Source organism: Kitasatospora sp. NPDC087314, from assembly GCF_044744365.1.
Classification (GTDB): domain Bacteria; phylum Actinomycetota; class Actinomycetes; order Streptomycetales; family Streptomycetaceae; genus Kitasatospora.
Window position 1 is genome coordinate 355403 of sequence record NZ_JBIUYE010000005.1, and the last position, 15422, is coordinate 370824.

The following is a 15422-nucleotide window of genomic DNA, read 5'->3' on the forward strand; positions in this document are numbered from 1 at the left end:
TTCTATCGCTCGGTGTCCGGTGCTGAGGGGTGGCCGAGGCACGGTGCCGGGGCCGGCGGTGTCGGGCGGGGAAGCGGCCGTCCCCGGGTGGGCGGGGCCGGCGGCTGCCACCACCGAACGCCCAGTGACTCCAGGACGATCCGGCGGTGGGTCGGCAGCCCGGCCCCGTCGGGGCCGCCGTTCTCGTACTGCTCATCGACCCACTGGCCCAGCCGGAAGTCCCCCTCCTGGTGGTCGGGCTCGGGAAGCCGGCTTCCTTCGCGCTGGCGGAACGCCTGTAGGGCGTTCACGCCGGCACACCAGTCCCGGTTGGCACGGTCCTTCGTGATCGCCTGAACCGCGTTGGACGACGCGGCGGTGACCTGCCTGTCGGTGAGCATCCGGCGCAGGGTGAGGTACGGAACACCGGCGGGGTCCGTGAAGGCGAGTTCCAGGACGGGCCGGACCTTCACCTCCAACTGGCGGACTCGTTCTCGGGTGATCCCGAGGTCTTTCCCGAGCTCGTCCAGGGTGGCCGGATCCTCTCCGTCAAGCCCGTACCGCCGGGTGACGATGTGGGCGTACCGCTCGGGCAGCGCGGCGATGGCCGCGCGCAGCTCCGTTTCGGTCAGGGCGTCGACGACCGCGCCCTCCACTCCCGGGATCGCGGTACGGGCTTCGATGAGATCGCCGAGGTGGACGCCGTCGCCGATGATCCGGTCCAGTGAGTCGGTTCGGCGGCTGAGCCGTCGGGCCTTGTCGACCGTGGTCACCGGGAGGTCGCAGGCCACTGCCACGTCGGCAGCCCGGGTGGGGAGTCCTCGGGAGAGCAGGGCACGTTCGGCGCGAGCCACCTTCTGCATGACCTCGTGCATGTGCACCGGGACGCGGATGGCACTGCCCTCGTCGGCGATGGCCCGGCCGATCATCTGGCGGACCCATGTGGTGGCGTAGGTGGAGAATTTGTTGCCCATACTCGGGTCGAACTTCCGGGCGGCCCGCATCAGCCCGAGCGTGCCGCTCTGGACGAGGTCCTCGTACTCCAGCCCCTGCTCGGTGAACTGCCGTGCGAGGGAGTGGACGAGGCCCAGGTTGTGCAGGATCAGACAGTCCCGGGCCCGTCGTCGTTCGTCCGCCGGTGGGAGCCTGGCCAGGTCCTCATCGGCCGGTTCGATGCCCACGTTTCGCACCCCGCCGCGCAGGAGCACGGTCAGGCCTACCTCCTCGTCCGCGCCGAGGATGCGCTTGGCCGGACGGAGGAGGAAGCGGTCATCGATCAGTACGCGGCGGGCCGCGGTGACGGCGCGCTCCAGGCTGCCCTCAGCGGCCGGCGCCGTCGAGGCGGGGACCGACTGCGAAGTTCCCCCGACGGTATCGCGCGGATCCGGGACGGGCGTGTTGCTGCCAGGCGGTGGGATCACCTGGACACCGGACCGGAGCTCCTTGGCCTCGGCCATGGAGAGGCCGGCCAGACGGGCGACGCCCTCCAACGCCCGGGCGTCGACCATTCCTGCGGTGTCGGCGAACCGCTCCAGTAACCGGCGTGCCGTCTCCGTGCGCGGGGAAGCGGCCCGCTGCTGTACAGGTGCCTGGTCGGCTTCCGGGCGGGGTGGTTCGCCGATCGGGAGTTTCATCGCTGTGAGGGCAGTGGCGAGCCGACCGCGCGCCTCCTCGCTCAGTCCGAGTGCTTCGGTCTCGCTGCGGAAGACCTGGTAGGGCACGACTCCGCGTATCTGTTTCGTCTGAAGGTCGGCGTACAGCCTGCCGAGGGCGGCCTTCAGGCTTGGGACCTGGTGGTTCAACTTTTCCACCCCTTCACACGGAGGTGAGGCACAGCGGCCCCAGGAAGCGCAACGACGTGGGCCGCCGGCCCGGCGTACACGCAGAGGTTAGCTAGTGCCTGTTAGCACTGTCAACGAGCAAATGTGCGGTGTACGTCTGCCGGGGAATCGTGTACGGTTTCTCTTGGCGCTGCCCTGTCTCGTCGGCCCGCGACCTTCGTCGGCTTGCGGGAGTGGCGCGCGGCGTGGCGCTTCCGAAATCAGGGGTGTGGAGGAGTGGCAGTGGGCCTGGAGCTGATCGGTGGCCGGTTCCGTCTCTTGGGGGCGATCGGTGCCGGCAACATGGGGGAAGTTCACAAGGCCGAGGACTCGATGTCGCCCGAGGGTGGCCTGGACCGCGTGGTCGCCGTCAAGACGATCCTTCGCCGGCGTTCCGGTGCTGCTGTCGACACCTACGGGGATGCCAAGGCGGTCGAGCGCTTCGCTCGCGAGGTGCGCATCATGCGCCGCCTGGAGCACCCCCACCTCAGCCGCCTCATCGACGGCGGCGTGGACGAGGAGCACGGCGGCTTGCCCTACCTCGCGATGGAGTACCTCGATGGTGAGGTCCTGCGCGACCTGATCGCGGAGGAAGAGCAGCTCCCCGTCGCCTGGGTCGCCGCGATCGGTGCCCAGATCGCCGACGGACTCTCCGCTGCGCATGCGGCCGGCATCGTGCACCGCGATCTCAAGCCTGCCAATGTGATGCTCACCAGGGGCGGCGTGGTCAAGGTCCTCGACTTCGGCATGGGTCGGATCGTCGACGACCCCGAGGATGCCAAGCTCACCAGCACCGGCGTCGCGGTCGGCACCGCCCGGTACATGGCACCCGAGCAGTTCAAGGCCGAGCAGGTGACGCAGGCCGCCGACCTCTACGCCCTGGGCTGTCTGCTCTTCGAAATGCTCACCGGCGTCGCTCCGTTCGTCGGCGAGGCGGCCTACGAGCTGATGCGCAAGCACATCGAGGACAGCCCGACTCCTGTGCGCCTGATCCGGCAGGACGTGCCTGCGGAGCTGGCCCGCCTGGTCGACCGTCTCCTGGCGAAGCAGCCCGTTGACCGCCCTGCCGACGCCGTCGCCGTCCGCGACGCCCTCCTCCCGCTCGTCGACCGGGACGGTGATGCCCCGCTGCTCCCCACCTGGAGCGCGTTCGATCCCGTCTCAGCCCTGCGTGCCGCACAGCCCGCACAGGCCGCGCCACCCGCTGCAGAGGCGCCCGCAACTCCCGCGACCACCACGGGTATGGACGTCTTCGGCGTCCACCGCGAGCTCATCAAGGATTATCGCTCCTTCACCGAGGGCGGGACGGTCATTCGCGACGATCGGATCGCCGCATTCGTCGAGGACGACCTGGACGCCAAGTCCCAGTGGCCGGACCCGTGGCTGTCCTTGAACCCCTTCTTCGCCGGCGGTGGCACTGTTCTGGAGCTCGCGGGTCAGGACGTGTTGGACAAGGAGTGCGCGCGGATCTTCCAGGCGAACAAGACGAAGGGCGGGACGGTCTGCGATGGCCGCCCGCTGACTTTGCATCAGCATCAGCGCGAGGCAATCGACGCGGCGCAGTCGCGCGCCTCGTACGTGCTGACCACCGGGACCGGCTCCGGGAAGTCGCTCGGATACATCGTGCCGATCGTCGACAGGGTCTTGAAGGACCGTAAGGCTGAGGGCCCGGCGGCCGTCAAGCGAGTCCGCGCGATCATCGTCTACCCGATGAACGCCCTGGCCAACAGCCAGCTCAAGGAGCTGGAGAAGTACCTCCGCGACGGCTACGGCGAGGGGCGGGAACCCGTCACCTTCGCCCGCTACACCGGCCAGGAGGACGATGCGGCTCGCAAGGAGATCCGCGACAACCCGCCGGACATCCTGCTCACCAACTACGTGATGCTGGAGCTGATGCTCACTCGGCCCGACGATCGGAAGAGCCTCGTCAAGATGGCTCGCGGGCTGGAGTTCCTGGTCTTCGACGAACTGCACACCTACCGCGGCCGCCAGGGCGCGGATGTGGCCCTGCTGATCCGCCGGGTCCGTGAGGCGTGCCAGGCCGGCCGGCTCCAGTGCGTTGGTACCTCCGCGACGATGTCGACGGAGGGCACGGTCGAGGATCAGCGGAAGGTCGTTGCGAATGTCGCCTCGACTCTCTTCGGTGTCAAGGTCGACCCCCGGCACGTCATCGGCGAGACCCTGGTGCGGGCCACCGCCGAGGCGCCGGCGACCGTCTCGCCCGAGCGCCTCAGGGCCCCGGCTGCACCGAGGGCCTACGGCGATCTTGTCCGCGACCCCCTTGCGCGCTGGATCGAGACCCGTTTCGGACTCGCCACCGATCCGGCCGACAACCGTCTCGTCCGCCAGAAACCCGCGAAGATCGAGGAAGCCGCGGCGGAGCTGGCCGAGCAGAGCGGTGTGCCCGTCGAACAGTGCGCCGCCGCGATCAGGGCCGCGTTGGAAGCGGGCTCACAGGCTCACCACCCCGTCACCGAGCGGCCGCTGTTCGCCTTCCGCCTGCACCAGTTCCTCTCCAAGGGCGACACCGTCTACACCACTCTGGAGGGCAAGCTCAGTCGACACCTCACCCGCGGCTACCAGCTTGAACAGCCTGACTCCGGTGGGAAGTTGCTGATGCCGCTCGCCTTCTGCCGCGAGTGCGGCCAGGAGTACCTGACGGTGTGGCGCACCGAGAAGGACGGCGAGGTCCGGTACGAGGCGCGCCGCGACACCTCGGCGACCGGCGGCCGTCACGGCGACGGCTACCTGTACGTCGACCACGACCGTCCCTGGCCCCACGACACCGAGGCCGCGATCGCGGACCGCAGGCTCCCCGAATCCTGGCTGGAGATCGACGACCGGGGCCAGGAGGTCGTCCGCAAGTCTCACCGCGACCGCGTGCCGCAAGCCGTCACCATCGATCCGTACGGCACCGAGGGGTACGGTGACCTGAAGGCCGCGTTCATCCCCTCCCCGTTCCTCTTCTGCGTGCACTGCGGCGTCTCCTACGAGCAGACCCGCGGCCGGGACTTCGCCAAGCTCGCCACCCTCGGCCAGGAGGGACGCTCCTCGGCAACCTCGCTGATCTCCGCTTCCGTGGTCCGCTCGTTGAAGTCGGTGCCGGAGGAGGCCCTGGACAAGGAAGCGCGCAAGCTTCTCACCTTCGTCGACAACCGGCAGGACGCTTCCCTGCAGGCCGGTCACTTCAACGACTTCGTGCAGATCACCCAGGTGCGCGGTGCCCTCTACCGGGCCGCCGTCGAGGCCGGCGAGGAGGGTATCCACCACGAGGACCTGGCGTCGGCGGTCGCCAACGCCCTCGCGCTGGCCCCGATCGACTACGCCGGCGACGCGGCCGACCTGCCGCCCGCCCTCGCCCGCAGCGCGGCGAAGACCTTGCGTGACGTGATCGCTTTCCGGCTCTACCTGGATCTCGAACGCGGCTGGCGCATCACCATGCCCAACCTGGAGCAGACCGGCCTGCTGGAGATCGACTACCAGGACCTCCAGTGGGTCGCCGAGCGCCAGGAGCGGTGGGACGGCGCGCACCAGGCGCTGCGCGACGCGGACCCGGCCCTGCGCGCGGAGATCACCAAGGCGCTCCTCGACGAGATGCGTCGCGCCCTCGCCATCGACGTGCAGTACTTCCGGGACGATTTCGACTCCCTCCAGCGGGCCAGCGAGGAACGTCTCATCGACCCGTGGGTGCTGACGAAGTCCGACAGCCCCAAGGTCGGCACCGCCTACCCCCAGCCCTCCCGCCCCGGCCTGGACCGCTCCGGCCTGTTCCTGTCCGCCGCGGGCAAGTTCGGCAAGTACCTGCGCCGGACGGACAAGGCCTTCCGAGAGCTGGACAAGGGCGACCTCCAGCTCGTCATCGAGCAGCTGCTGAAGGTGCTGACCAAGGCCGGTCTGGTCCGCGAGGTCTCGCAGGCCCCGCAGCGCTCCGGCCGCTTCCGTCACTCCGCCGGGCCGGCCGTCACCGGCTACCGGGTGGCCGCGCAGACCCTGGTCTGGCGCGCCGGCAAGGGCGAGCGGGGCGCCCACGACCCGCTCACCCGCACCTACGCCAGCGGTGACGGCCCCCGGGTCAACACCTTCTTCCGCGACCTCTACCGCAACGCGGCCACCGAGCTGGCCGGGCTCTTCGCCCGCGAGCACACCGCCCAGGTCGATCCGACCGAGCGCGAGAACCGCGAAGAAGCCTTCCGCAAGGCAGAGTTGAAGCTGCTCTACTGCTCGCCGACGATGGAACTGGGCGTCGACATCTCCTCGCTCAACGCCGTCATGATGCGCAACGTCCCGCCGACGCCCGCCAACTACGCGCAGCGCTCCGGGCGGGCAGGCCGCAGCGGGCAGCCCGCCCTGGTCACCACGTACTGCTCCACCGGGAACAGCCATGACCAGTACTACTTCCGCCACTCCGACCGCATGGTGGCGGGCGCCGTGGCGCCGCCGCGCCTCGATCTCGCCAACGAGGACCTCGTCCTCTCTCACGTCCAGGGCATCTGGCTGGCCGAGGCCGGCCTGAAGCTCGGCCGGGCCATCACCGAGGTCCTCGACATCTCCCACCCCGACACCGGCGACCGCCCCGAACCGGCCCTCGAACTGCACCCCGACCTCCATGCCGCCTCGCGGGACGCCAACGCCCAGACTCGTACCGTCGTCGCCGCCTACCAGGTGCTCGGCCCCCTGCTGCCCGAGTTCGCCCGGACCACCTGGTGGGACGAGCGCTGGATCGAGGACCGGGTGCGTACCGTCGCCGAGCGGTTCGACCGCGCCTTCGACCGCTGGCGCGAGCTCTACCGGGCGGCGCTGGACGACCAGTACGTCCAGAACAAGCGGGTCCTCGACCACAGCCTCACCGAGGGCGACCGCAGGCGCGCGGTCGGCCGGCGGCGGGAGGCCGAGACCCAGCTCAACCTGCTGAAGAACGAGAGCGCGGAGAGCAAGTCCGTCCTCTCCGACTTCAACCCCTACCGGTACCTGGCGTCCGAGGGCTTCCTGCCGGGGTACTCCTTCCCCCGCCTGCCGCTCGCCGCGTACATCCCCACCACCGGCCGCCGCCGGGGCGAGGGCGACTACCTGCAGCGCCCCCGCTTCCTCGCCATCCGCGAGTTCGGACCCGGGGCGCTGATCTACCACGAGGGCGCTCGCTACCAGGTCACCCGTATCCAGCTCCCGCCGGACGCCTCCGGGGACATCACCACCAGCGAGGCCCGCCGCTGCGACCACTGCGGCTACCACCACGACCCGCGCGAGCGTGCGGACCGCTGCCAGATGTGCGACGAGCCGCTCGGCGCGGCCACCTACGGCCTGCTCCAGCTGCACACCGTCTACACCCAGCGCCGCGAACGCATCTCCTCGGACGAGGAGGAGCGGCGCCGGGCCGGCTACAAGCTGGAGACCTCCTACGCGTTCCAGGACCACGGCACCCGCAAGGGCCGCCAGGACGCCAGGGTCACCGATGGCTCCGGTCCGCTCGCGGCGGTGGCCTACGGCGACTCCGCGACCGTCCGGATCACCAACGTGGGCCGGCTGCGCGCCAAGAAGGACGACCCGGCGGGCTACTGGCTCGACGTCGCGGACGGCCGCTGGATGAACGACCGCGACGCGGCCGACGCCTCCGGTGACTCCAGCGAGCTGCCGGTCGTCGACTCCGACGGCAACGAGAAGCGCCGCAAGAAGCGCGTCATCCCGTACGTCGAGGACCGCCGCAACATCCTCGTCCTCACCCTCGACGAGCCGCTGCCCGAGCCGATCGCGCTGACGCTGATGTACGCCCTGGAGCGCGGCATCGAGGCTGCCTTCGAACTGGAGGATTCCGAGCTCAACAGCGAACTCCTGCCGCCGAACGACGGCCCGCGCAACCGCTTCCTGTTCACGGAGGCGGCCGAGGGTGGGGCCGGTGTGCTCCGTCGCCTGCAGTCCGAGAAGGACGCGCTCGCCAAGGCCGCCCGCCAGGCGCTGGAGATCTGCCACTTCGATGAGGACGGGGTCGACCAGGGCGGCCCCCACCCGGACCGCAAGTGCGCGCGCGGCTGCTACGAGTGCCTTCTCACCTACGGCAACCAGCTCAACCACGCGCTCATCGACCGCCGCACGATTGCTGCCCTGCTGCTGCGGTTCGCCTCCGCCGCCGCGAAGCGCGACGAGCGCGGCGAATCCCGCAGCGAGCAGTTCCGCCGGCTGGTTGCTGAGCCGAGCCTGGAGCCTGAGGACGGGCCGGGCGAGGTGGCGGAGTCCGTGGACGTGCTGACTCCGTTCGAGCGCGACTTCGTGACGTGGCTGAAGGATCGCGGCCTGCGCCTTCCCGACGAGACCCAGACCCTGATCACCGAGGCCAACGCGATGGCGGACTTCGTCTACCGGATCCCCGGGGTCAACCTCGCAGTCTTCGTCGACGACCACGACACCGAGACCACGGCCCTGCGCGACGAAGACGCCGAGGAACGCCTCTACGACGCCACCTGGGACGTGATCCGCTTCCCCGCCGACGGGGACTGGGATGCCATCGTCGCGCGGCACCCCCGGTACTTTGGCACCGCCCACCCGACGCGCTGATCAACGGAACCGACGAACCACTCGACGAGGATCCACCTGATGACACCCACCTACTCCACCGGTTCCCTGGTCACCGCCCGCGGCCGCGAATGGGTCGTGCTGCCCGAGAGCGCCGCCGACATGCTCGTGCTGCGCCCCCTTGGTGGCTCCGACGACGACATCGCAGCCGTCTTCCCGGCCTTCGAGGACGTCAAGGGCGCCGAGTTCGCTCCCCCCTTGCCCGACGACCTCGGCGACCAGCGCGCCGCCGGCCTGCTCCGCTCCGCCCTGCGGATCGGCTTCCGGTCAGGTGCCGGCCCGTTCCGGTCGCTGGCCGGCATTGCCGTCGAGCCGCGTGCGTACCAGCTCGTTCCGCTGTTGATGGCCCTGCGCCAGCAGACCGTCCGGCTGTTGATCTCCGACGATGTCGGTATCGGAAAGACTGTCGAGGCGGGCCTGATCGCTAGCGAGTTGCTCGCCCAGGGGGAGGCAAAGGGGCTGGCCGTGCTCTGCTCGCCTGCGCTGGCCGAGCAGTGGCAGGCCGAGCTGCGCAGCAAGTTCGGCATCGATGCCGAACTCGTGCTCTCCTCCACGGTTTCGCGCCTTGAGCGGGGTCTGGACCTCGGACAGTCGATCTTCGACCGATACCCGAACGTTGTCGTCTCCACCGACTTCATCAAGTCCCCGCGCCACCGAGACGACTTCGTCCGGCACTGCCCGGACCTGGTCATCGTTGACGAGGCCCACACGTGCGTCGCCGCCGATGACGCTTCGGGTCCCGGCGGCCGCTCCTCGCAGAATCAGCTGCGGTACGAGCTGCTGCGCCGGGTGGCGGAGAAGGTCGACACCCACCTGCTGCTGGTGACCGCCACCCCGCACAGCGGAAAGGAGTCCGCCTTCCGCAACCTCCTTGGTTTGGTGAAGCCAGAGCTGGCCACCGTCGACCTGGACAGCAAGCGCGGGCGCGAACTGCTCGCCCGGCACTTCGTCCAGCGCAAGCGTGCCGACATCAGGCAGTACCTGACCAAGGAGGACGGCCTCAGCGACGACAGCCTCGCCGAGAAGACCGCCTTCCCGGCGGACCGGTACTTCAAGGACGAGACCTACAAGCTCTCCCCGGCCTACCGTGCCCTCCTCGACGACGCCATCGCCTACGCGAGCGACCGCGTCGAGGCGGCCGGGGTGAAGGGCAAGCGCGAGGCCCGCATCGCCTGGTGGTCCGCGATCGCCCTGCTGCGCTCACTGGTCTCCTCGCCGCGTGCCGCCTCCCAGACCCTGACCACCCGCTCCGCCACCGCCGTCGCCGCGAGCGCGGAGGAGGCGGACAGGCTCGGCGCGCCGCTCACCAGCGACTCCGCCGACAGCGACACCCTGGAGGGCCTGGACGTCGCCCCCGGCGCCGAGACGGATGACGCGGGCGCCCGGCTGGCGGCGCTCGCGGAGCGGGCCGCGGGGCTGGAGGGCACGGAGCACGACCTCAAGCTCAAGGCCCTGATCAAGCACCTGAAGGCGCTGCTGGCCGACGGCTACAACCCGATCGTCTTCTGCCGCTACATCCCGACGGCGGAGTACGTCGCCGAGGCGCTCCAGGGGAAGGGAGGTGTCAAGGCCACGGTGGCCGCCGTCACCGGCACCCTCTCGCCGCAGCAGCGCATCGAGCGCATCGAGAAGCTCGCGGAGGAGGCGGGGGACAGCCTGGCGGCGCGCCGGGTGCTGATCGCCACCGACTGCCTCTCGGAGGGCGTCAACCTCCAGCACCACTTCGACGCGGTCGTCCACTACGACCTCGCGTGGAACCCGACCAGGCATGACCAGCGCGAAGGGCGCGTCGACCGGTACGGGCAGAAGCGCGACGAGGTCCGCGTCATAACGCTCTACGGTGCCGACAACGGCATCGACGGCAAGGTGCTCGAAGTCCTCATCAAGAAGTACCGGCAGATCAGGAAGGACCTGGGCATCTCGGTGTCCGTACCGGACGAGACCTCGGCAGGGGTGACGGACGCGATCGTCGAGTGGCTGCTGCTGCGGGGGAGGGAAGGGCAGCAGGAGGGGCTGTTCGCGGTCGATGACCTGGTCGACGCGAAGGCCGCGGAGCTGGAGAAGGACTGGAACTCGGCCGCCGAGCGGGAGAAGACCTCGCGGTCGCGATTCGCCCAGCGCTCCATCCACCCGCAGGACGTGGCGCGCGAGGTCGCGGCGATCCGTGACGCCCTGGGGAGCGCGGGGGAGATCCGCACCTTCGTGCGGGACTCCCTCAACGCGCTCGGCGCCGTCCTTCGGGACACCGAGGACGGGGACTTCACGGTGGAGGTCTCCGGTGCTCCGGCTGGGCTGCGCGACGCCCTGGCACCGGTCGTGGGTGGGAACGCGGTCGAGACCGGGCGTCCGATCCCGTTCCGCACCGACCCGGCGGTCGGTCGCGGTGAGGCTGCGCTCGTCCGCACCGACCCGGTCGTGGGAGCCCTTGCCGGCCACGTCCTCAACGCCGCCCTCGACACGCTGGCCGAGGGCAGCCGACCGGCCCGTCGCTGCGGCGTCGTGACGACGGACGCGGTGTCGGTGCGGACGACACTGCTGCTGGTCCGCTACCGGTTCCACCTGACGCTGCCCTCGCGGAGCGGGGACAAGCAGATCGTCGCCGAGGACGCCCGGCTGCTCGCCTTCCAGGGCGCGCCGAAGAACGCCGTCTGGCTGCCTGATGGCGACGCTCTCGCCCTGCTCGGGGCCCAGGCCACCCTCAACACCGACGTGCACTTCGGGGAACGGACGATGACCCGCATCCTGGGTCAACTCCCCGACGTCCAGGGCTACCTGGAGGCACACGGCGAACAGCTCGCCGCCGACCTCGACGCCTCCCACCGCCGCGTCCGCGAGGCCACCGGCGAGATCGTCCGAGGCCTGCGCGTGCGTGCGCAGCAGCCCGCCGACGTACTCGGCGCCTACGCCTACCTGCCCGCGAACACGTCGACCGGAGAGAGCGCCTGATGTCCGCCACCACCCGCAACCAGGTCTTCTCCGCCGTCCACACGGTGGGCGGGCTGCTGCCTGCCGACATACTGGTTCGCATCGCTGAGGGCAAGGACGTCTCCGGCGCCAAGCCCGGCGACTACGGCGTCATCGGCTCTCGGTCGGTGCGTGATGACGCCGAACGCCACTGGGACTACCTCAAGGGCGTCTGGCGTGAGCTTCGGAAGCGCCTCCCCGAGGATGCCGAGACGGGCGCTCCGGCTGCCGACCCGACGGGACTCGCGGTCGCGCAGTGGCTGGAGCCGCTGTTCGCGGAGCTGGGCTTCGGGCGGCTGACGGCGGTTGGTGCTGCCGGTATCACCGCCGACAGTGACGCGGCGAAGACCTTCGACGTCAGCCACCGCTGGCAGCACGCGTTGATCCACCTCACGCCCTGGAACACCGACCTCGACAAGCGCCCCGGCGGCGCCGGCACCGTCCCGCCGCAGTCGATGCTTCAGGAATGCCTCAACCGTACTGAGGCGCACCTGTGGGGTGTGCTCTCCAACGGCCGCCGGCTCCGGTTGCTGCGCGACTCCAGCGCGCTGGCGACGGCGTCGTACGTGGAGTTCGACCTTGAGGCGATCTTCGACGGGGAGCTGTTCAGCGAGTTCGTGCTGCTGTACAGGCTCCTCCACGTCTCGCGGTTCGAGGTGGCGGAAGGCGCGGCGGCTTCGGCGTGTCGACTGGAGAAGTGGCGCACGGAGGCCATCGCCTCCGGGACTCGAGCCCTGGACCAGCTCCGCAAGGGCGTCCAGGACGCCATCACAACCCTGGGTACGGGCTTCCTCCGCCACCCCGACAACGCTGCTCTGCGCGAGAACCTCAAGGCCCAGGACCTGCACAACGCGTTGCTGCGTCTGGCCTATCGGCTGCTCTTTCTCTTCGTCGCCGAGGACCGTGACGTTCTCCATGCTCCCGATGCGGGGGAGCAGGAGCGTGAGCGGTATGCCACCTACTTCTCCTCAGCCCGGCTCCGCGAACACGCTCGACGGCGACGCGGGACCGCACACGGGGATCGGTGGCAGTCCCTGTTGGTCGTCCTCGACGCGCTGGGTGACGAGAACGGCCGCCCGGAACTCGGACTGCCGGGCCTCGGTGGCATCTTCGATGCCAAGCCTGCGGATGCCCCGCTGGACGGTTTGTCCCTGTCGAATGAGTACCTTCTGACGGCAGTACGGCACCTGTCCCAGGTACGGGATGCGGGATCGAAGCGCTGGCGCGCGGTCGACTACCGGCACTTGGATGCCGAGGAACTGGGCTCCATTTACGAGTCCCTGCTCGAACTCGTCCCGCAGTACAGTGCAGTGGACCGCACCTTCGAGCTCGTCGAGCTAGCTGGCAATACCCGAAAGACCACGGGTTCCTACTACACCCCGTCCTCGCTGATCGACTGCCTCCTCGACTCAGCGCTCGACCCGGTCATTGACGACGCGGTGAAGCGTGGCGAACAGGCGGCCTCGGCGGCTGGCGAATCCGACCCCTCCGACGCCATCGTTCGCGAGCTGCTGTCCCTGACGGTCTGCGACCCTGCTTGCGGCTCCGGCCACTTCCTGGTGGCAGCGGCTCGCCGGATCGCCAAGCGGGTGGCGGCGGTTCGCGAGCGCAACCCGGAACCTACACTGGGGTCAGTCCGCAGTGCCCTTCATGAGGTTGTCGCCCGCTGTATCTACGGCGTGGACCTCAACCCGATGGCCGTGGAACTGGCGAAGGTGTCGCTGTGGCTGGAGGCTCTGGAGCCAGGCAAGGCCCTGAGTTTCCTTGACGCCCACGTGAAGCACGGCAATGCGCTGATCGGTGCGACGCCGAAGTTGCTACGGGGAGGCGTCCCCGATGAGGCGTTCACCGCTACGGAGGGCGACGACAAGAAGCACGCCAAGGTCCTGGAGAAGATCAACGCCGAAGAACGACGCGGCCAGGTTAGCCTCTTCGACCTTGAGGATGAGGGCGTGAAGGTCGCCAACACGACCCTCGCTGCCAGCGTCCGCCGGATCACCCATGCTCCCTCGGACCACCTGCGGGCCGTACACGGCCAAGAAGCGGCTTACGCGGAATGGGAGAAATCCTCGGAGTACGTCAACGCTCTGCATTTGGCTGACGCCTGGTGCGCCGCATTCATGTGGCTCAAGACGCCGGAGGCCCCAAGGGCGGTGACGCATGGCGTCTTCCGTTCCTTGGAGGACCCGAACGCGTCGAGCACATCGAAGGCTACGCACGACGAGGTCGTGCGTTTGCGGAGGCAGTACCACTTCTTTCACTGGCACTTGGAGTTCCCAGAGGTGTTCACGGTCACGGAGGGCGACGATGCGGGGACAGTGGACGAGGCGACGGGCTGGGGCGGTGGCTTCGACTGCGTGCTGGGAAACCCGCCTTGGGACAGCGTGGAGTTGAAGGAGCAAGAGTTCTTCGCGCAGCGCGCACCGGAGATCGCCGCAGTTTCCAATGCGAGCGTCCGCAAGAAGCGGATCGCCGCGCTCCAGGGTGACCCGGACACGCTGGAACTATATGAGGAATACGCGGCGGCGAAGCGTGCCGTCTATGTTGAGAGCCACTTCCTTCGCAGGTCGAAGCGAGTGCCGCTGACGGGACAGGGGAACCTGAACATGTACGCGGTGTTTGCAGAGACAGATCGCGTGCTGGCGGGGGAACGAGGGCGGGTAGGAATTATTGTGCCGACTGGTGTCGCTACTGACGCCAGAACGCAGTACTTCTTTAAAGACTTGGTCGAATGCGGTTCGATTGCAGTACTTTATGATTTTGAAAATTCGGCGCCGATATTCCCGGAGGTGCATCGATCTTTCAAATTCAGCATCGTTTCACTTGTTGGCCGCAAGCTCCGTGAACCTGCCGCCAAGTTTGCTTTCTTCCTGCGTGACCCGTCGGAACTTGACGATGCCGGCAAGGCGTTCAACCTGACACCTGAGGAGATTGAGCTCCTAAATCCCAACACCGGCACTTGTCCGGTATTTCGATCGCGCCGAGATGCTGAGATTACCCTGAATATCTATCGTCATGCTCCCGTGTTGATTAAGGGCGGCGATCCAAAGGGTAACCCGTGGGGCGTGTCATTCCTGAGGATGTTCGATATGTCCCACGACTCGCACCTCTTGCACACCCGCGAGGATCTGGAAGCCGATGGCTGGCATCTTCAGGGGAACGCCCTTGTTAGGGATGGAAGCAGGATGCTGCCACTCTATGAAGGCCGGATGGGGCATCAGTTTTCCCATCGTTTCTCTGACTCGACGGGATCCCATGAATCCTCGGTTCGGGAACTTGATGATGCGGATTACGTTGTGCAGCCGCAGTACTGGATGTCTGAGGTGGATACCGAGTCCCGTCAAGCGCGGCGCCGATTCGATTGCGTGACTGCATTGCTTGGGCATCGAAGGGTGGCCCGAAACAATGACGAACGCACGTGCATTTCGACCTTGATTCCTTGGGGTGCAGCTTCTTATGGCTGGATTCTCTCGACTGGCCCGAAGGCCAGCTGGCTGGCTCTTTTGGTAGCAGCCTTCAACTCATTCCCATATGACTATGCTTTGCGCAATAGTTTTAGTCAGCCGAGCATTCCGCAGAGCACGTCGGAGCAGGTTCCTGTGCCAGTTCCAAGCACTCTCGAGAATTATGCAAACTTCATCGTGCCGCGGGTGCTTGAGCTTACATATACTGCGCACGATATGAAGCCCTACGCTAGTGACCTAGGGGATGGCGATGCTCCGTTCCGGTGGGATGAAGGACGTCGCTCTGTAATCCGTGCTGAGCTGGACGCGCTATTCTTTCACCTCTACGGGATCAACCGTGACAACGTTGACTACATTCTTGACACCTTCCCCATCGTGAAGCGAAAGGACGAGGCCAAGTACGGCACCTATCGCACCAAGGAGCTTATTCTCGCCATTTACGACCGGATGGCCGCTGCTGGCGGCAGGCTCGCCAACCCCGTTGTGGATGGCGAGAATTTCACCTCTACCCTTACTCCGCCTCCCGGCCATGGCCCCCGCCACCCGGACTTCGCCGCCGAGGGAGCGCGTTGACCAGCAGCATGGCCGCGACCCCTGTCGGCACGGTCCGTGCCGAGCGGCGGCGGCTCGT

At 68.2% G+C, this 15422-nt stretch carries 4 protein-coding genes; 3 read left to right on the plus strand and 1 reads right to left on the minus strand.

The window, feature by feature from the left end:
• Positions 1–2 precede the first annotated feature (2 nt).
• Positions 3–1781 carry a sigma-70 family RNA polymerase sigma factor gene (locus ACIO5E_RS13685; protein WP_400666928.1) on the minus strand — a complete coding sequence of 593 codons (1779 nt, stop codon included), beginning with the start codon at positions 1779–1781 and terminating at the stop codon, positions 3–5.
• A 321-nt stretch (positions 1782–2102) separates the two neighbouring features.
• Here ACIO5E_RS13685 and ACIO5E_RS13690 point away from each other — a divergent pair, with 321 nt between their 5' ends.
• From ACIO5E_RS13690 to ACIO5E_RS13700, 3 genes are read left to right on the plus strand one after another with little or no spacing between them, the layout of a single operon-like run.
• Entirely contained in the window at positions 2103–8345 is a 6243-nt protein-coding gene (locus tag ACIO5E_RS13690; protein WP_400666930.1) for a protein kinase, read from the plus strand.
• 39 nt (positions 8346–8384) lie between these two features.
• Positions 8385–11309 carry a DEAD/DEAH box helicase gene (locus tag ACIO5E_RS13695; RefSeq protein WP_400666932.1) on the plus strand — a complete coding sequence of 975 codons (2925 nt, stop codon included), beginning with the start codon at positions 8385–8387 and terminating at the stop codon, positions 11307–11309.
• A complete protein-coding gene (locus ACIO5E_RS13700) occupies positions 11309–15364 on the plus strand; it encodes an Eco57I restriction-modification methylase domain-containing protein (RefSeq protein WP_400666934.1) in 4056 nt (1351 codons plus the stop codon). Before ACIO5E_RS13695 ends, ACIO5E_RS13700 begins: the two co-directional genes overlap by 1 nt.
• Positions 15365–15422 lie beyond the last annotated feature (58 nt).